Origin of the sequence: uncultured Streptococcus sp., from assembly GCF_963528215.1 — a bacterium.
Classification (GTDB): domain Bacteria; phylum Bacillota; class Bacilli; order Lactobacillales; family Streptococcaceae; genus Streptococcus.
Genome location: NZ_CAURVL010000002.1, coordinates 46,102 through 65,028, shown reverse-complemented (window position 1 = coordinate 65,028; position 18,927 = coordinate 46,102). Strand labels below are relative to the sequence as shown.

The 18,927-nt window shown below is 44.7% G+C and carries 17 protein-coding genes; all 17 read left to right on the top strand.

What is annotated here, in order from left to right:
- The first annotated feature begins 179 nt into the window (after positions 1 to 179).
- On the top strand, positions 180 to 1,604 hold the full coding sequence (locus RWS24_RS01200; protein ID WP_048771677.1) for an NADP-dependent glyceraldehyde-3-phosphate dehydrogenase: 1,425 nt from the start codon (positions 180 to 182) through the stop codon (positions 1,602 to 1,604).
- Between the two features lie 385 nt (positions 1,605 to 1,989).
- A complete protein-coding gene (gene glgB / locus RWS24_RS01195; RefSeq protein WP_002902694.1) occupies positions 1,990 to 3,900 on the top strand; it encodes a 1,4-alpha-glucan branching protein GlgB in 1,911 nt (636 codons plus the stop codon).
- Positions 3,901 to 3,906: 6 nt separating this feature from the next.
- Complete coding sequence (locus tag RWS24_RS01190) at positions 3,907 to 5,049, top strand: glucose-1-phosphate adenylyltransferase (protein WP_002912070.1); 1,143 nt, start codon at positions 3,907 to 3,909, stop codon at positions 5,047 to 5,049.
- The gene (gene glgD / locus RWS24_RS01185; protein ID WP_314364725.1) at positions 5,039 to 6,178 is read left to right on the top strand and encodes a glucose-1-phosphate adenylyltransferase subunit GlgD; all 1,140 of its coding nucleotides are present in this window, start codon (positions 5,039 to 5,041) and stop codon (positions 6,176 to 6,178) included. The genes RWS24_RS01190 and glgD overlap by 11 nt, the downstream gene beginning before the upstream one ends.
- Positions 6,175 to 7,605, top strand: coding sequence for a glycogen synthase GlgA (gene glgA, locus RWS24_RS01180; protein WP_002929895.1), 1,431 nt, complete (start codon positions 6,175 to 6,177; stop codon positions 7,603 to 7,605). Before glgD ends, glgA begins: the two co-directional genes overlap by 4 nt.
- Positions 7,606 to 7,820: 215 nt before the next feature.
- On the top strand, positions 7,821 to 10,217 hold the full coding sequence (locus tag RWS24_RS01175; protein ID WP_314364724.1) for a glycogen/starch/alpha-glucan phosphorylase: 2,397 nt from the start codon (positions 7,821 to 7,823) through the stop codon (positions 10,215 to 10,217).
- A 142-nt stretch (positions 10,218 to 10,359) separates the two neighbouring features.
- Complete coding sequence (locus RWS24_RS01170) at positions 10,360 to 10,860, top strand: phosphatase PAP2 family protein (protein ID WP_314364722.1); 501 nt, start codon at positions 10,360 to 10,362, stop codon at positions 10,858 to 10,860.
- 125 nt (positions 10,861 to 10,985) lie between these two features.
- Positions 10,986 to 11,927 (top strand): mannose-6-phosphate isomerase, class I, encoded by a 942-nt coding sequence (gene manA, locus RWS24_RS01165; RefSeq protein WP_314364720.1) that lies wholly within the window; start codon positions 10,986 to 10,988, stop codon positions 11,925 to 11,927.
- A gap of 264 nt (positions 11,928 to 12,191) precedes the next feature.
- Positions 12,192 to 12,392 carry a F0F1 ATP synthase subunit C gene (locus RWS24_RS01160; RefSeq protein ID WP_002896005.1) on the top strand — a complete coding sequence of 67 codons (201 nt, stop codon included), beginning with the start codon at positions 12,192 to 12,194 and terminating at the stop codon, positions 12,390 to 12,392.
- Positions 12,393 to 12,427: 35 nt separating this feature from the next.
- Positions 12,428 to 13,144, top strand: coding sequence for a F0F1 ATP synthase subunit A (gene atpB, locus RWS24_RS01155; protein ID WP_314364719.1), 717 nt, complete (start codon positions 12,428 to 12,430; stop codon positions 13,142 to 13,144).
- A gap of 18 nt (positions 13,145 to 13,162) precedes the next feature.
- On the top strand, positions 13,163 to 13,657 hold the full coding sequence (gene atpF / locus RWS24_RS01150; protein WP_314364718.1) for a F0F1 ATP synthase subunit B: 495 nt from the start codon (positions 13,163 to 13,165) through the stop codon (positions 13,655 to 13,657).
- Positions 13,657 to 14,193 carry a F0F1 ATP synthase subunit delta gene (locus RWS24_RS01145; protein WP_314364715.1) on the top strand — a complete coding sequence of 179 codons (537 nt, stop codon included), beginning with the start codon at positions 13,657 to 13,659 and terminating at the stop codon, positions 14,191 to 14,193. The genes atpF and RWS24_RS01145 overlap by 1 nt, the downstream gene beginning before the upstream one ends.
- 15 nt (positions 14,194 to 14,208) lie before the next feature.
- Positions 14,209 to 15,714 (top strand): F0F1 ATP synthase subunit alpha, encoded by a 1,506-nt coding sequence (gene atpA, locus RWS24_RS01140; RefSeq protein WP_002895997.1) that lies wholly within the window; start codon positions 14,209 to 14,211, stop codon positions 15,712 to 15,714.
- A gap of 15 nt (positions 15,715 to 15,729) precedes the next feature.
- Positions 15,730 to 16,611: a F0F1 ATP synthase subunit gamma gene (locus RWS24_RS01135; protein ID WP_002895995.1), complete on the top strand. Its 882-nt coding sequence runs from the start codon at positions 15,730 to 15,732 to the stop codon at positions 16,609 to 16,611.
- A gap of 38 nt (positions 16,612 to 16,649) precedes the next feature.
- The gene (atpD, locus tag RWS24_RS01130; RefSeq protein WP_002895993.1) at positions 16,650 to 18,056 is read left to right on the top strand and encodes a F0F1 ATP synthase subunit beta; all 1,407 of its coding nucleotides are present in this window, start codon (positions 16,650 to 16,652) and stop codon (positions 18,054 to 18,056) included.
- A gap of 7 nt (positions 18,057 to 18,063) precedes the next feature.
- Positions 18,064 to 18,486 carry a F0F1 ATP synthase subunit epsilon gene (locus RWS24_RS01125; protein ID WP_002929907.1) on the top strand — a complete coding sequence of 141 codons (423 nt, stop codon included), beginning with the start codon at positions 18,064 to 18,066 and terminating at the stop codon, positions 18,484 to 18,486.
- A 176-nt stretch (positions 18,487 to 18,662) separates the two neighbouring features.
- A complete protein-coding gene (locus RWS24_RS01120) occupies positions 18,663 to 18,893 on the top strand; it encodes a DUF1146 family protein (RefSeq protein ID WP_314364708.1) in 231 nt (76 codons plus the stop codon).
- Positions 18,894 to 18,927 lie beyond the last annotated feature (34 nt).

Genomic DNA, 18,927 nt, shown 5'->3' with positions numbered 1-18,927 from the left:
ATAGTAAGAGGGAGCAAAAAGTGGAAACCAAAGAAAAAATTGCAAATAAGCAAGTAGAATATGAACAAACTAAGATTATCTATTTAATTTGTGAAAAAATTCCTTAAATTTACGGATTTTAGTTGAAATTTTCAGAAAATTTGGTAAAATAATATTTAATAACATTTTGGAGGGGACAAGTGACACAATATAAAAACTATATAAATGGAGAGTGGAAAGTTTCTGAAAATGAAATTACCATCTCATCTCCTATCAACAATGAGATTTTAGGAACTGTGCCTGCCATGACTCAGGCAGAGGTTGACTATGCGATGGAGAGCGCTCGTGCGGCTTTGCCAGCTTGGCGAGCTCTTTCAGCAGTTGAGCGTGCAGCTTATTTGCATAAGGTTGCGGATATTTTGGAGCGCGATCAGGAGAAGATTGGCGAAATTCTTGCAAAAGAAGTTGCCAAGGGGATCAAAGCGGCAGTCGGAGAGGTAGTCCGGACAGCAGACTTGATTCGCTATGCGGCTGAAGAGGGCATTCGTATTCACGGTCAGGTTATGGAAGGCGGCGGCTTTGAAGCTGCCAGCAAGAAAAAATTGGCTGTGGTCCGTCGTGAGCCTGTAGGAGTTGTACTAGCCATTGCGCCATTTAACTACCCAGTCAACCTGTCTGGTTCCAAAATTGCTCCTGCCCTTATCGGCGGAAATGTCGTGATGTTTAAGCCACCTACTCAAGGTTCAATCTCTGGTCTGCTCTTGGCTCAGGCTTTTGCTGAGGCTGGTCTGCCTGCTGGTGTTTTCAATACCATCACAGGACGTGGTTCAGAAATCGGGGATTACATCATTGAGCATAAGGAAGTAAACTACATTAACTTTACTGGCTCCACTCCAATCGGTGAGCGCATCGGTAAGTTAGCTGGTATGCGTCCAATTATGTTAGAATTGGGTGGTAAGGATGCTGCAGTTGTGCTGGAAGATGCTGACTTGGAGCATGCAGCTAAGCAGATTGTTGGCGGGGCATACAGTTATTCCGGTCAGCGCTGTACGGCTATTAAACGTGTCATTGTCATGGAGAGCGTAGCGGATAAATTAGCAGCGCTGATTAAGGCAGAGGTAGAGAAACTGACGGTTGGTGATCCCTTTGATAATGCGGATATCACACCAGTCATTGATAACGCATCAGCAGATTTCATCTGGGGCTTGATTGAAGATGCTCAAGAAAAGGGAGCGTCAGCCTTGACGGAAATCAAACGTGAAGCAAATCTCATCTGGCCTGCCTTGTTTGACCATGTGACACTGGATATGAAATTAGCTTGGGAAGAGCCATTTGGTCCTGTTCTTCCGATTATTCGTGTGACTTCCGTTGAGGAGGCTATCCAGATCTGTAACCAGTCAGAATTTGGTCTTCAATCTTCAGTCTTTACAAATGATTTCCCGAAAGCATTTGAAATTGCTGAGAAACTGGAAGTGGGTACTGTACACATCAATAATAAGACCCAACGTGGTCCAGATAACTTCCCATTCCTTGGAGTTAAGGGATCTGGAGCCGGAGTGCAAGGGATTCGTTACAGTATCGAAGCGATGACACAAGTGAAATCCATCGTGTTTGATGTGAAATAATGAGAAAGGCGGCTTTGTGCGGCCTTTTTTCTTACCTTGATGAACTTGTGAATTTAACAAGATTATCGAACCATTTGAAAAGAATCAAGCATTTATATGTTTAATTGCTTATTATTTTAAAATGTAAATTTACATATTGGTCTATATCTTTATGAAAATTTTCATCCTCTGCTTATTTGGGATAGCTCCTATATTTAGCGAAAAAGGAATTAAAAGATATCGATAGGCACAAAATGCAGTGGTTTCTATCTTATTTATTACTAATTTCAGCTAATGTTCGGTTTTAGTAATTTTCCGTAAGGATATTTGAAATTTACTTGAAAAAGAGATAAAAATAATGTAGAATAGTATTATAGAAAACGCTTACAAATAGAAAGGTGATTGCATGGATAAGAACGAAGCATTAAGAACCTTTACAACAGGTGAAAACTTTCATTTGCAGCATTATCTAGGGGCGCATCAGGATGAAGTAGACGGCAAGTCTGGCTACTCTTTCCGTGTTTGGGCGCCTAATGCTCAGAGTGTCCATTTGATTGGAGATTTCACCAATTGGTATGAAGAGCAGATTCCTATGGTCCGAAATGAAGCGGGCGTTTGGGAAGTCTTCACGGAGCTGCCTAAGGAAGGAGATATTTACAAGTACAATATCAAGCGCAGCAGTGGTCAGGAAATTTTGAAAATTGATCCGCTGGCTATCTATCTGGAAGAGCGTCCGGGCACGGGAGCAGTCATTCGCACTATTCCTGAGAAGAAGTGGAAGGACGGTCTTTGGCTGGCACGCCGGAAGCGCTGGGGCTTCTTCTCTCGGCCAGTCAATATCTATGAAGTGCATGCTGGATCTTGGAAACGCAATGAAGACGGCAGCCCTTATAGCTTTGCCCAGTTAAAAGAAGACTTGATTCCTTATCTGGTGGAGATGAACTACACACATGTGGAATTCATGCCGCTTATGGCTCATCCGCTGGGACTTAGCTGGGGCTATCAACTCATGGGCTACTTTGCCTTTGAGCACACCTATGGCACGCCTGAGGAGTTTCAGGACTTCGTAGAAGAATGCCACTTGAACAATATCGGGGTCATTGTGGACTGGGTACCAGGTCACTTCACTATTAATGATGATGCTTTGGCCTACTATGATGGGACACCGACTTTCGAGTATCAGGACCACGATCGCGCCCATAACTATGGCTGGGGTGCTCTCAACTTTGATTTGGGTAAGAATCAGGTTCAGTCTTTCTTGATTTCCAGTATAAAATTTTGGATTGATTTTTATCATCTGGACGGAATTCGGGTTGATGCTGTCAGCAATATGCTCTATCTGGACTATGACAGCGGTCCTTGGCAGCCAAATAAAGATGGCGGCAATCGCAACTATGAAGGTTATTACTTCCTGCAACGCCTCAATACGGTTATCAAATTAGCTCATCCTGATGTCATGATGATTGCAGAGGAAAGTTCCTCAGAGACCAAGATTACTGGTATGAGAGAGCTGGGTGGTCTTGGATTTGACTACAAGTGGAATATGGGCTGGATGAATGATATCCTTCGTTTCTACGAAGAAGATCCGATTTATCGTAAGTACGATTTTAATCTAGTGACATTCAGCTTTATGTACGCTTTCTCTGAAAACTTCCTCCTGCCATTCTCGCATGATGAAGTGGTTCACGGCAAGAAGAGTCTCATGCACAAGATGTGGGGTGACCGTTACAATCAATTTGCAGGGCTCCGCAACTTGCTGACCTATCAGATCTGTCATCCGGGCAAGAAATTGCTCTTTATGGGTTCAGAATTTGGTCAGTTCCTAGAATGGAAGTCAGAAGAGCAGCTAGAATGGTCGAATCTGGATGATCAGATGAACAAGAAGATGCAGGGCTTCACTGCTGCACTCAATGCCTTCTATAAAGACAATCGTCCGCTTTGGGAGATTGATCTGAGCTACGATGGCATCGAAATCATTGATGCGGATAATACCGATCAAAGTGTCCTCTCCTTTATCCGTAAGACAGAAAAAGGAGACATGTTAGTTTGTGTATTCAATATGGCACCGGTGGAGCGGAAGAACTTTACCATCGGTGTTCCAGTGGAAGCCATTTATGAAGAGGTATGGAACACTGAATTAGAAGAATGGGGAGGTGTTTGGAAGGAACATAACGAAACAGTTCAGTCTCAAGAAGGACTTTGGAAAGATTATCCACAGACCTTGACCTTTACACTGCCAGCTCTTGGAGCCAGCATCTGGAAGATCAAGCGTCGGATTGCTCGCAAAAATGTTAAAAAAGATTCCACAAAGGAGTAATAGTCTATGAAGAATGAAATGCTAGCTTTGATTCTTGCCGGCGGGCAAGGAACTCGTCTTGGAAAGCTCACACAGAGTATCGCAAAACCTGCGGTACAGTTTGGCGGTCGCTATCGTATTATTGACTTCGCCTTGTCTAACTGTGCCAACTCCGGTATTCACAATGTCGGTGTCATTACTCAATACCAACCACTAGCTCTGAACAGTCATATCGGAAATGGTTCTAGCTGGGGTCTCGATGGTATTAACTCAGGCGTGTCCATTCTTCAGCCTTATTCTGCGAGCGAAGGAAATCGTTGGTTTGAAGGTACCAGCCATGCGATTTATCAAAATATCGACTATATCGACAGTATCAATCCTGAATATGTCCTGATTTTGTCTGGGGACCATATCTACAAGATGGACTATGATGACATGCTTCAATCTCACAAGGACAACAATGCCAGCTTGACAGTAGCCGTTCTGGATGTGCCTCTCAAAGAAGCCAGCCGTTTTGGTATCATGAATACAGATGCTAATAATCGGATTGTTGAATTTGAAGAAAAACCAGAACATCCTAAGTCAACCAAGGCTTCTATGGGGATTTATATCTTTGACTGGCAGCGTCTGCGCAATATGCTGGTAGCTGCTGAGAAGAGCAATGTGGATATGTCTGACTTTGGTAAGAATGTTATCCCTAACTACCTTGAATCTGGCGAAAGCGTTTATGCTTATGATTTTGAAGGCTATTGGAAAGACGTTGGTACAGTAGAGTCTCTCTGGGAAGCCAACATGGAATACATCAGCCCAGAAAATGCTCTGGATAGCCGCAATCGTCGCTGGAAAATTTATTCTCGCAACTTGATTTCTCCGCCAAACTTCATCAGTGAAAATTCCCATGTAGAAGATTCGCTGGTCGTTGATGGCTGTTTCGTTGACGGTACAGTAAAACACTCTATTCTTTCTACTGGCGCTCAGGTCAAAAAGGGAGCAGTCATTGAAGACTCTGTCATCATGAGTGGAGCTGTTATTGGCAAAGACGCTAAGATTAAGCGAGCCATTATCGGCGAAGGTGCGATCATCTCTGATGGTGTAGAGATTGATGGTACAGAGGAAGTATATGTTGTCGGATACAACGAGAAAGTGGGGGTACCAAAAGATGAAGATTGATAAATACTCAGCAATTTTAGGAAACACAGTCGGCTTCCATGATATGTCAACTCTGACAAATCATCGTCCAGTAGCCAGTTTGCCATTCGGTGGGAAATACCGCTTGATTGACTTCCCGCTTTCAAGTCTTGCCAATGCTGGTATCCGCAGTGTCTTTGGTATCTTCCAGCAGGACAATATCAGCTCTGTTTTTGACCATATTCGTTCTGGTCGTGAGTGGGGTCTTTCTACCTTGCTCAGCCATTATTACCTGGGAATTTACAATACCCGTGTAGAAAGCTCTACAGTCGGTGAGGAATACTATAAGCAGCTTTTGATCTACCTCAAACGCTCTGGTTCCAACCAAACGGTCGCTCTCAACTGCGATATCTTGGTTAATATTGACCTCAATCAAGTTTTCCACTTGCACAATACAACAGAGCAGCCGATTACAGTTGTCTATAAGAAATTGCACAAGGAAAATATTTCGGATGTGAATGCTGTCCTAGATATTGACGAAACGGACCATGTCAGAGGTCATAAACTCTTTGATGGTCGAGAAAATACTGAGCTCTTCAATATGTCTACAGACATCTTCGTGGTAGATACTCCATGGCTGATTGAAAAGCTGGAAGAAGAAGCTAAGAAAGAGCATCCGCAAAAACTGCGCTATGTCCTGCGTGATTTAGCAACTCAGGAAAGGGCATTTGCCTACGAATATACAGGCTATCTGGCGAATATCTATTCTGTAGAGACCTACTACAGATCCAATATTGATATGCTTGAAAGTAAAAAATTCTACTCTCTCTTCAGTCCGAATCAAAAGATTTACACCAAGGTTAAGAATGAAGAGCCAACTTACTATGCTGAGTCTTCAAAAGTATCTCGCTCCCAGTTTGCGTCAGGAAGCATTGTGGAAGGTGAAGTTATCAATTCTGTGATTTCGCGGAATACCAAGATTAAGACTGGAAGCAGTGTTAAATCCAGTGTTCTCTTCCCTCGAGTCAAAGTTGGAGAAAATGCAACTGTTGAGTACGCGATTGTGGATAAGGGTGTTGAAATTGCCGAAGGAGTGGTGATTCGAGGAACAGCAGAAGACCCAATCGTAGTCAAGAAGGGCCAAAAAGTTACAGAGGACATTATTCGATGAAGATTTTATTTGCAGCAGCAGAAGGAGCCCCATTTTCTAAGACAGGTGGTTTGGGAGACGTTATCGGCGCTCTCCCCAAATCACTGGTCAAGGCTGGCCATGAAGTTGGTGTTATTCTGCCTTACTATGACATGACCCATGCTAAATTTGGCGACCAAGTGGAAGACCTTTTCTACTTTGAAGTCAGTGTTGGCTGGCGCCGTCAGTATGTTGGGGTCAAGCGACTGGTCTTGAACGGTGTGTCCTTCTATTTTATTGACAATCAGCATTATTTCTTCCGCGGCCATGTTTACGGGGATTTTGATGATGGTGAGCGTTTTGCTTACTTCCAGTTAGCAGCCGTAGAATTAATGGAGCGGATTGATTTTATTCCAGATGTTCTGCATGTTCACGATTATCATACAGCTATGATTCCTTTCTTGGTTAAGGAAAAATACCATTGGATTCAAGCCTATCAGAATATCAAGACTGTCTTAACTATCCATAATCTGGAGTTCCAAGGTCAATTTCCTGACAGTATGCTTTGGGAACTGTTTGGAGTGGGCTATGAGCGCTATGCAGACGGAACCCTGCGTTGGAATGACTGTCTCAACTGGATGAAGGCTGGTATTCTCTATGCGGATCGAGTGACAACTGTATCACCAAGCTATGCAGGTGAAATCCGGACACCAGAATTTGGTTGCAATTTGGATCAAATCCTGCGGATGGAGTCCGGTAAATTGGTCGGAATTGTCAATGGTATTGATACGGATATCTATAATCCAGAAACGGATCCGCTATTAGCCCACCACTTTGACAAATCAGACTTATCTGGTAAACTAGAAAATAAGCGAGCTTTGCAAGAGCGAGTTGGTCTGCCTGTGCGTGATGATGTGCCGGTTGTTGGGATTGTTTCCCGCCTGACACGTCAGAAAGGCTTTGATCTGGTAGTGGAAGAGTTGCACAATCTCCTTCAGGAAGATGTGCAGATTATCCTCTTGGGAACAGGCGATCCAGCTTTTGAGCAGGCTTTTGCTTGGTTTGGTCATGCCTATCCTGATAAGCTTTCAGCTAATATTCTCTTTGATGTGACCTTGGCTCAGGAGATCTATGCTGCCAGCGATATTTTCCTCATGCCAAGCCGCTTCGAGCCTTGTGGCCTGTCACAAATGATGGCTATGCGCTATGGAACCTTGCCTTTGGTGCATGAAGTGGGCGGTCTGCGTGATACCGTAGAGCCTTACAATGCCTATACAGGACAGGGAACTGGCTTTAGCTTCAATAACTTTTCTGGCTACTGGCTGACTTGGACCTTCAAGGAAGCACTGAGGCTTTATGTCGATGACAAGGAAGCTTGGAAATCTCTGCAAGAGCAGGCGATGGAGAGAGACTTCTCTTGGGATACAGCTAGCCAGGCTTACAGTGATTTATATCAATCACTTCTATAACATTTACTTCGGAATCAGTGTAAACAAATCCTCTCTTGTCCATGGGACAAGGGAGGATTTCCGTGAGAATTACATTTTTATATATTATCATACTGTTTTGGAGCTCTGTTTTTAGCTTGTGGCTGAAGCGAGCGTTTCCCATCTTGATTGAAAAAAAGTATTCCTGCGTTTAAAAACTGTTTCCCACTTTTAAGAAAGGGAGATAACCACCCACCATGGAACTGACAAAAGAACGTTTTATTAGAGATTTTAAGGACATGCTGCACGAACGGACGCTGATTAAGGTTGCTGATGCGACTTCATTGGAGCTGTTTCAGGCTCTGGCCAGCACTGTCCGTAAATATATCACGCCCCTGTGGCTGGAGCGTCGCAATCAGTTGATTGAGCAGCAGCAAAAGACAGCTTATTACTTTTCTATCGAGTTTCTTCCAGGACGCATGCTGGAAACCAATCTGCTCAACTTAGGTATCCTCGATACAGTCAAGGAAGGCTTTGCTGATTTGGGCGTTGACTTTGAGGATGTTAAGAATGCTGAGTATGACATGGCCTTGGGGAATGGCGGTCTGGGCCGCTTGGCGGCAGCCTTTATGGACTCGCTGGCAACCACCGGCTATCCAGGATTTGGAAATGGGATTCGCTATCGCTATGGACTCTTTAAGCAACGCATCGTAGATGGCTATCAGGTAGAAATTCCAGATGATTGGTTTGGCAGTCTGGGAAATGTCTGGGAAACTCGCAAGGACCATGATATTGTTGATGTTAAAATCTTCGGAAATGTTTCCCTCCATGCCAATGAAAAGGGCCGGATTGTGCCACTTTATGAGAATTCCAAAATCCTGCGGGCCGTTCCTTACGATGTGCCGCAGATTGGCTTTGGTAATGACATTGTCAACAATCTCCGTCTTTGGGATGTTGAAATTCCAGAAGAGCATGAACTGGACTATCCGACCATTGAAGCCCGTCGCCGAGTGCAAGACATCACTGCTATTCTCTACCCAGACGATTCTAGTTATGAAGGTAAAGAACTGCGCTTGATCCAGGAATACTTCATGACCAGTGCAGGTCTGCAGACCATTATCAAATCCTACCTCAAGCAAGGTCGTCCGCTCAAGGATATCCATGAAAAGGTCTCTGTCCACATCAACGATACCCACCCAGCGGTTGCACCGGCTGAGTTTATGCGTCTCTTGATGGATGAATACGATTTGGAATGGGCAGATGCTTGGAATGCTACGGTTAAAACTATGAGCTACACCAACCATACCATTCTGTCTGAAGCCTTGGAAAAATGGGATGCAGAGCTCTTTAAGAATGTCCTGCCGCGGGTTTATCAGATTATCCTAGAAATCGACAACCGTTATGTAGCTGAAATGGCTGGGCGTGGCCTTGATCCGCAGGTCATCGAAAATACTCGAATTGTCAAGGATAATCAAATCCACATGGCTCACTTGGCTATCATCGGTGGCCACTCAATCAATGGGGTTGCTAAACTTCACACCGAACTGCTCAAAGAAGACACCTTGCGTGATTTCTATAGCATTTACCCAGAGAAGTTTAATAACAAGACCAACGGGATTATCCAGCGTCGCTGGCTGCAAATTGCGGACCAGCCTCTGTCAGCTGAGATTGATAAGCTGATTGGTAAGGAGTGGAGAAGAGATATCCATGAGCTGCGTAAGCTTTTGGAATTCAAGGATGACAAGCAAGTGCTGGGCGATTTCTATCGGGTTAAGCAAGAAGCCAAGGCTCGTCTGGCTGACTTCATCAAGGAATCAACAGGAGTGGAAGTCTCTACAGAAGCTATCTTTGATGTACAGGTGAAACGCCTCCACGCTTATAAGCGTCAGCTGCTTAACCTGCTTCATATCATCAAACTCTACTGGGATCTCAAGGACAATCCAGACAAGGATATGGTTCCGCGCGTCTTTATCTTCGGTGCCAAGGCTGCTCCGGGCTACCACTTTGCCAAGTCGGTCATCAAGCTGATTAATGAAGTAGCCAATCTGGTCAACAAGGATGAAAGCCTGCAAGGAAAACTTAAGGTTGTCTTCTTGGAAAACTACCGAGTCAGCCTGGCTGAGCTCATCATTCCGGCTGCGGATGTATCTGAGCAGATTTCTCTAGCTTCCAAGGAAGCATCTGGTACTTCCAACATGAAGTTCATGATGACAGGCGCCATTACCTTGGCTACTCTGGACGGAGCCAATATCGAAATCAAGGACGAGGTCGGTGACGATAACATTGTCATCTTCGGGATGGACAAGGACCAAGTTTACGAGCACTATGCCCGCCATGATTACTACTCACGCGGTGTCTATGAGAGCAATCCAGATATTCGCCGGGTAGTCGATACCTTTGTCAACGGCACTATTCCAAATGTCCGTGAAGAAGGATCTGAAATCTACGAAGCCCTCATCACCCACAATGACGAATACTTTCTCTTGGAAGACTTCCATTCTTATGTGGAAGCGCAAGAGAAGATTGATGCTCTCTATCGTGACAAAGAAAAATGGGCCCGCATGAGCTTGATTAATATCGCTACATCCGACAAGTTTACCTCAGATGATACCATTGAGCAATATGCCAAGGAAATCTGGAACTTGGAGAAATAATACTCTTCAGAAAACATGAATACTAAGAGATTGGGGCCTGGGTCTCAGTCTCTTTTGCTATCCATCTACCATCTTGTCGAGAAATATGCTATAGTAGAGAAAGTATGAGAGTCCAACTTTTAGAAAAGCAGGGTAAGCAAGCATGAAAGACTACACCATTTTTTATCAACAATTAACGGCTCCCTTTCGCAGTCGCCCTCAGTGGCTGAAAGGGCTGGTTTACTTCAATCGGGGAATGACCCTGTTCATACCTATTGTTTATGGTTTCGTTCTAATCAGCGCCTTTCTGACGGAAGGCTGGAAAGGGTTGATTACTTTTTTCTTCCTGCCAGCTATTGGATTTGGTCTGTTGTCAGCTATTCGTAAACGGCTGAATCAAGCACGTCCTTACGAGAAATTGCCTATTCAACCCTTGTTGGCCAAGGATACATCAGGCAAGTCCATGCCCAGCCGCCATGTCTTTTCGGCGACAGTGATTTCCATGTGCCTACTCTACTTTTTCTGGTTGCCTGGGCTCCTCTGCCTCTTGCTTTCAGCAGGGCTGGCCGCAGTGCGCGTGATTGGCGGAGTGCACTATCCAAAGGATGTGCTGGTCGGCTATCTTTGCGGCATTTTTTGGGGAGCTTTACTCTTTTTATTATAAAGGACCTGTTTTCGGCAGAGAGTAGACAAAGGACCTCCAGCTATATTATAATAGAAGCGGCAACAACCGTTTCGACACCAAGGGCTATTCCTTGCTGGATGTGAAAAATATTTAAGGAGAATACTATGTCAGAACCATTATTTCTACAGTCTGTGATGCAGGAGAAGATTTGGGGCGGCACCAAGCTGTGCGATGTCTTTGGCTATGAAATTCCCAGTGACCATGTAGGGGAGTACTGGGCTATCTCGGCTCATCCCAATGGTGTGTCAACCGTCAAGAACGGACGATTTGCCGGCCAGAAGTTAGATGCGCTCTATGCCGAGCACCGTGAACTTTTTGGCAATCGTTCGGAACCTGTCTTTCCGCTTTTGACCAAGATTTTAGATGCCAATGACTGGCTTAGTGTTCAGGTCCATCCCGATGATGCCTATGGACTGGAGCACGAAGGGGAATTTGGTAAGACTGAATGCTGGTATGTCATTGCTGCAGATGAAGGAGCAGAGATTATCTATGGTCACAATGCCAAGAGCAAGGAAGAGCTGCGCCAGCAGATTGAGAGCAAGGATTGGGACCATCTCTTGACAAAAATTCCGGTCAAGGCTGGTGACTTTTTCTATGTACCAAGTGGCACCATGCATGCCATTGGTTCGGGGATTTTGATTTTAGAAACTCAGCAGTCCAGTGATACAACCTATCGTGTCTATGACTTTGATCGTAAGGACGATGCTGGCAATCTTCGCGAGCTGCATTTGGAGCAGTCTATTGATGTTTTGACTATCGGTAAGCCAGCCAATAGCCGTCCTGTTACCATTCAGGCAGATAGTTTGACTTCTACTCTTTTGGTGGCCAATGACTTCTTTGCTGTTTACAAGTGGGATATTGCCGGTTCAGTCAATTTTAAAAAGACAGCAGACTACAGCTTGGTCAGTATCTTGGAAGGTATCGGTGAGCTAGAAGTTGATGGTGCTGTCTATTCGCTCGAAAAAGGGGAGCATTTCATCCTGCCAAGCGATGTCACAGAATGGATTTTGTCTGGAGATTTGCAGCTGATTGTCAGCCATCCATAATCGTAGAAAAATCAAGAGCAAATAATCGCTTTGCTCTTTTTTCTTTTAAAAATATAGGAAATAAGTAAAATTCTAGCTAGTTTCTTCCTATTTACATAGCAGAATAGTTTGTATGTTGATAATTATTTAATTGATTTTGGTAAAAAATTTTATATAACAAAAGAAAAAAACAAAAAACGCTTACAATTGTGTAAAAGATTGACTATTCGATATTTTAGGAGTAAACTAAGGAAGTAAATTTTAAAATATAAAGGAGAAGTCATCATGAATTTAACATATTTAGGACTTTGTTTGGCCTGCTTGGGCGTATCAATTGCTGAAGGTATGATTATGAGTAATCTATTTAAGGCAGCAGCTCGTCAACCAGAAATTATCGGTCAATTGAGAAGCCTCCTAATCTTGGGAGTAGCCTTTGTTGAAGGTACTTTCTTTGTAACGCTGGCTATGTCCTTTGTTATCAAATAAGAAAGGATTCTCTTTAGAAAAGGGGGTGTCATCTGTTGGAAGAAAGTATGAATCCAACTATCAATGTCGGTCCTGTGACCTTTGATTTGACCCTGCTGGCCATGACTCTGCTGACGGTGTTTGTAACTTTTGGACTTGTTTATTGGGCAAGTCGAAAGATGACGATTAAGCCGTCAAGAAAGCAGAATGCTTTGGAATATATCTATGATTTTGTCATTGATTTTACCAAGGGAAACGTTGGCGAGCATTATATGAAGAATTACTCGCTTTTTCTATTCTCCCTCTTTCTTTTCGTGGCTGTGGCGAATAACTTGGGATTGATGGCTAAGGTTCAGACAACCAATGGTTTCAATCTCTGGACATCGCCGACAGCCAATCTCGCTTTTGACCTAGGCTTCTCTCTTTTAGTGACGATTTTCTGTCATGTGGAAGGAGTCCGACGTCAAGGGATAAAAGGATATCTAAAAGGTTTTGTGACTCCAGGTATCATGACACCCATGAATATCTTGGAAGAATTTACCAATTTTGCTTCGCTAGCCTTGCGGATTTATGGGAATATTTTTGCAGGTGAAGTATTGGCTGGTTTGCTCTTGACTTGGGCACATCAAGCAGCGTATTGGTATCCAATTGCCTTTATTATGAACATGGTTTGGACTGGTTTTTCCATCTTCATTTCCTGTATCCAAGCCTATGTTTTTACCATGCTAACATCTATGTATCTTGGTAAAAAGATTAATGGTGAGGTAGAATAAAAAGAAAGGATAGATAAGATGAACATAACCGTAGGTGAAATTATTGGCAACTTTATCTTGATTGCCGGCTCCTTTCTTCTTTTAGTATTTCTCATTAAGAAGTTTGCCTGGGGCAATATTATCGGGATTTTAGATCAGCGTGCTCAAAAGATTTCAGACGATATTGATGGTGCAGAAGCTGCTCGTAAGAAGGCAGAAGACTTGGCGCAAAAGCGCGAGGAAGCTCTGGCAGGTAGTCGGGTCGAAGCAGTTTCTATCGTTGAGACTGCTAAGGAGACAGCTGAGAAGAATAAGGCTGGAATCCTAGCTAATGCAGCAGAAGAAGCAGGGCGCTTGAAGGCTAAAGCCAATCAGGAAATTGCCCAAAACAAGGCAGAGGCTATGAGCAGCATCAAAGGAGAAGTGGCTGACTTGACAGTGACTCTGGCTAGTAAGATTTTGAGTCAGGAGCTGGATAAGGAATCTCAGAGCGAGCTCATTGACCGCTATATCAAACAGTTAGGAGATGCCTGATGGATAAGAAGCAATATGCAATCATTGAGAAATATGCTTTGCCTTTTGTTCAGACGGTCTTTGAAAAAGGTCAGCAAGAAGATGTTTTTGAAAAACTGAGTCAGATTAAGGCTGTTTTCGCGGAGACCGTCCTTGCTGACTTTTTGTCACATATCGGCATCAGTGACCATGAGAAAGAAAAGAGTCTGCGGCTCTTTCAAAACTCAGGCTCCCAGCTGCTTGATAATCTGATTGAAATTGTCATTCTCAATCATCGTGAGGACCTCTTTTATGAGATTGTACTGGAGAGTCAGCACCAGCTTGAAAAGATCAGCAATGAGTTTGAGGTGACGCTGCGCTCTGTTCAGCCTTTGACAGCCAGTCAGAAGGAGAAGATTCGGCCGATTATTGAGCAGAAAATGGGACTAAAGGTTCGCTCGCTCAAGGAAGAATTGGACAGCAGCTTGATTGGCGGCTTTGTCATCTCTGCCAATAACAAAACAATTGATGCAAGTATAAAACGTCAATTGCAAGTCGTTAAAGAAAAATTGAAATAGAAAGTGGTGTGAATTTTGGCGATTAACGCACAAGAAATCAGCGCTTTAATTAAGCAACAAATTGAAAATTTCCAGCCAAATTTTGACGTCACAGAAACAGGGGTCGTCACTTATATTGGTGATGGAATCGCGCGTGCTCATGGACTGGATAAGGCTATGAGCGGAGAGCTCTTAATCTTTGAAAATGGCTCTTATGGTATGGCGCAAAATTTAGAGTCAACCGATGTTGGGATTATCATCTTGGGAGACTTTACAGACATTCGTGAGGGAGATACCATTCGCCGGACTGGCAAAATCATGGAAGTTCCTGTGGGCGAGGCCTTGATTGGGCGGGTTGTTGATCCGCTGGGTCGACCTGTTGATGGACTTGGTGACATTGTCACAGATAAGACACGCCCGGTTGAAACACCGGCTCCGGGTGTCATGCAGCGTAAGTCAGTATCTGAGCCTTTGCAGACAGGGCTCAAGGCTATTGATGCCTTGGTTCCGATTGGCCGTGGGCAACGGGAGCTGATTATTGGGGACCGTCAGACTGGGAAGACAACCATTGCCATTGATGCCATCCTGAACCAGAAAGGTCAGGATATGATTTGTATCTATGTGGCAATTGGTCAGAAAGAATCTACCGTCCGTACACAGGTAGAAACGCTCCGTCAGTATGGTGCTTTGGACTATACGATTGTCGTGACAGCCTCTGCTTCACAGCCGTCGCCTTTGCTTTTCTTGGCGCCTTATGCTGGTGTAGCGATGGCAGAAGAGTTTATGTACAATGGCAAGCATGTTTTGATTGTCTATGATGACTTGTCCAAGCAGGCTGTGGCTTACCGTGAACTGTCTCTCCTGCTCCGTCGTCCGCCAGGCCGTGAGGCCTTTCCTGGAGATGTTTTCTATCTGCATAGCCGTCTCTTGGAGCGTTCAGCCAAGGTTTCTGATGAGTTGGGCGGTGGTTCGATTACAGCTCTGCCATTTATTGAAACGCAGGCAGGAGACATTTCGGCCTATATCGCGACCAACGTGATTTCAATCACTGACGGACAAATTTTCCTCAGCGACAGCTTGTTCAATGCTGGGGTACGTCCGGCTATCGATGCAGGTTCTTCTGTATCCCGGGTTGGGGGCTCTGCCCAAATCAAGGCTATGAAGAAAGTAGCTGGAACCTTGCGTATCGACCTGGCTTCTTATCGGGAGCTTGAGGCCTTTACTAAGTTTGGTAGTGATTTGGATGCGGCAACGCAGGCCAAGCTCAATCGTGGCCGCAGGACTGTAGAAGTCTTGAAGCAGCCGATTCACGAGCCGCTGCCGGTTGAAAAGCAGGTAGTGATTCTCTATGCTTTGACCCATGGTTTCTTAGACAGTGTGCCAGTAGACGATATTCTGCGCTTTGAGTCAGAATTATTCGCTTATTTTGATGCACATCAAGAAAGCATTTATGAAACCATTCGGACAACGAAAGACCTTCCAAGTGAGGAAGTTCTGGATGCTGCCATTACTGAGTTTATAGACCAGTCTAGCTTCAAATAAGAATCGAGGTGTCAGATGGCAGTTTCATTAAATGATATTAAAAATAAAATTGCATCCACGAAAAACACCAGTCAAATCACCAATGCCATGCAGATGGTTTCTGCTGCTAAGTTGGGAAAGTCTGAGGAAGCAGCTAAGAACTTTCAGGTCTATGCCCAGAAAGTGCGTAAGTTGGTTACGGATATGCTGCATGGCCACGAGGCAGAAAATGCCCGTCATCACTCAATGTTAATCAGTCGGCCAGTCAAGAAATCAGCCTATATCGTCATTACTTCTGACCGCGGTCTGGTAGGTGGCTATAATGCGACTATTCTCAAGGCTTTGATGGAGCTGAAAGCTGAGTACCATCCGACAGGAGAGGACTTTGAAGTCATCTGTATCGGAAGTGTCGGTGCTGATTTCTTCCGAGCTCGGGGCATTCAGCCGGTTTATGAACTGCGTGGTCTAGCCGACCAGCCTAGCTTTGATGAGGTCCGTAAAATCATTAGCAAGACCATTGAGATGTATCAGAATGAGCTCTTCGATGAGCTCTATGTCTGCTATAACCACCATGTCAACAGTCTGACCAGTCAGATGCGGGTGGAGCAGATGCTGCCAATCATTGACTTGGACCCTAATGAAGCTGATGAAGATTATACGCTGAATCTGGAACTGGAGTCCAGTCGGGATTCTATCTTGGACCAACTGCTGCCCCAGTTTGCGGAGAGTATGATTTACGGTGCCATTATTGATGCCAAAACAGCTGAGAATGCTGCTGGTATGACTGCTATGCAGACAGCGACAGACAATGCTAAAAAAGTCATCAGTGATTTGACTATTCAGTATAACCGCGCTCGGCAGGCTGCTATTACGCAGGAAATTACTGAAATCGTGGCGGGTGCAAGTGCCCTGGAATAAGGCCACAAATGAATTAGAAATTAAACGAGGGAAAAAACATGAGCTCAGGCAAAATTGCTCAGGTTATCGGACCGGTCGTAGACGTTGCGTTTGCTGCCGGAGACAAGCTACCTGAGATAAATAATGCACTTGTAGTCTATAAAAATGATGAGAAAAAATCAAAAATCGTCCTTGAAGTAGCTCTTGAGCTTGGTGACGGTGTGGTGCGGACCATTGCCATGGAGTCGACCGATGGTTTGACGCGTGGTTTGGAGGTCTTGGATACTGGTCGTCCGATTTCTGTGCCGGTCGGCAAGGAAACTCTGGGCCGGGTGTTCAATGTCCTAGGAGACACTATTGACTTGGATGCGCCTTTTGCAGAGGATGCAGAGCGCCAGCCGATTCATAAGAAGGCACCGACCTTTGATGAACTATCGACTTCATCAGAAATCTTGGAAACAGGGATCAAGGTTATCGACCTGCTAGCTCCTTATCTGAAAGGTGGGAAAGTCGGTCTCTTTGGTGGTGCCGGAGTTGGGAAGACAGTCCTGATTCAGGAATTGATCCACAACATTGCCCAAGAGCACGGTGGGATTTCTGTCTTTACTGGTGTTGGAGAGCGGACGCGTGAAGGGAACGATCTCTACTGGGAAATGAAAGAGTCTGGCGTTATCGAAAAGACCGCCATGGTCTTCGGTCAGATGAATGAACCACCAGGAGCTCGGATGCGGGTTGCTCTTACCGGACTGACCATCGCGGAATATTTCCGTGATGTGGAAGGTCAGGACGTGCTGCTCTTTATTGACAACATCTTCCGCTTCACGCAGGCTGGTTCGGAAGTATCTGCCCTCTTGGGACGCATGCCATCAGCCGTTGGTTACCAGCCAACACTTGCTACAGAAATGGGACAGTTACAAGAACGGATTACCTCAACCAAGAAAGGTTCCGTTACTTCCATCCAGGCTATTTATGTACCAGCGGATGACTATACTGACCCAGCACCAGCGACAGCTTTTGCTCACTTGGACTCTACGACCAACCTAGAACGGAAATTGGTTCAGCTGGGGATTTATCCTGCCGTGGATCCACTCGCTTCCAGCTCGCGTGCCCTTTCTCCTGAGATTGTCGGAGAAGAGCACTATGCAGTGGCTGCAGAGGTTAAGCGGGTTCTGCAACGCTATCATGAATTGCAGGATATCATTGCTATCCTTGGTATGGATGAGTTGTCTGACGATGAGAAGACGCTGGTTGCGCGTGCGCGGCGGATTCAGTTCTTCCTGTCACAGAACTTCAATGTGGCGGAGCAATTTACCGGCCAGCCAGGCTCTTATGTACCAGTAGCTGAAACGGTTCGTGGTTTCAAGGAAATCCTTGAAGGTAAGCACGATAAGCTGCCAGAAGACGCCTTCCGTGGTGTGGGCTCCATCGAGGATGTATTGGCCAAGGCTGAGAAAATGGGATTCTAAGAGGTGAATGATGGCTCAAATGACAGTACAAATCGTGACACCGGATGGTCTTATTTATGATCACCATGCTGCATTTGTTTCCGTAAAGACCATTGATGGTGAGTTGGGGATTTTGCCCCGCCATATCAATACCATCGCTGTTTTAGAAGTGGATCAGGTTAAGGTGCGCCGGGTTGATGATGACAAGCATATCGACTGGATTGCGGTCAACGGAGGAATCATTGAAATTGCAGACAATGTCATTACCATTGTGGCGGACTCTGCTGAGCGAGCGCGAGATATCGACATTAGTCGGGCTGAGCGGGCTAAGCTCCGAGCTGAGCAAGAAATCGAAGAAGCACATGATAAGCATTTGATTGACCAAGAACGCCGGGCTAAGATTGCCCTGCAGCGGGCGATCAACCGGCTTAATGTCGGGACAAGATTATAAGAAGCTATTTTACATAGATTGATGGAAGTCATCCGTCATCTGACGAGATTTGGTTTCTTGAATACAAACTGAATACGCAAAACTGAGGCAAATCTGTCTCAGTTTTCTTTTCCAAAGAAAAAGGGCAGGACTGTTTAGTTCGTCTCTTACTCTGGTCTTGTGGTATAATAAAAGTTATGGTAGAAGTTGTTTTTAAATTATGCAGTCATTTGCTCTTTATTTTCTTTGCCTTTCATCTGCTGTCAACGGTTGTTGAGTGGGAGAGATTTTTCAAGGTTAATGCCGATAATGCGGTGAAGATTCGCTTTTTGATTCTCTTGTTTAGCATTGCCTTGGGCTATTTAGTCAGCCTTTTCTTCATTGGTATTTACGATATGAGTCGGGCGATTTTTAATGGTACTTTATAAGGTCATATTTTTGATTTTATGGTATGATAGTATG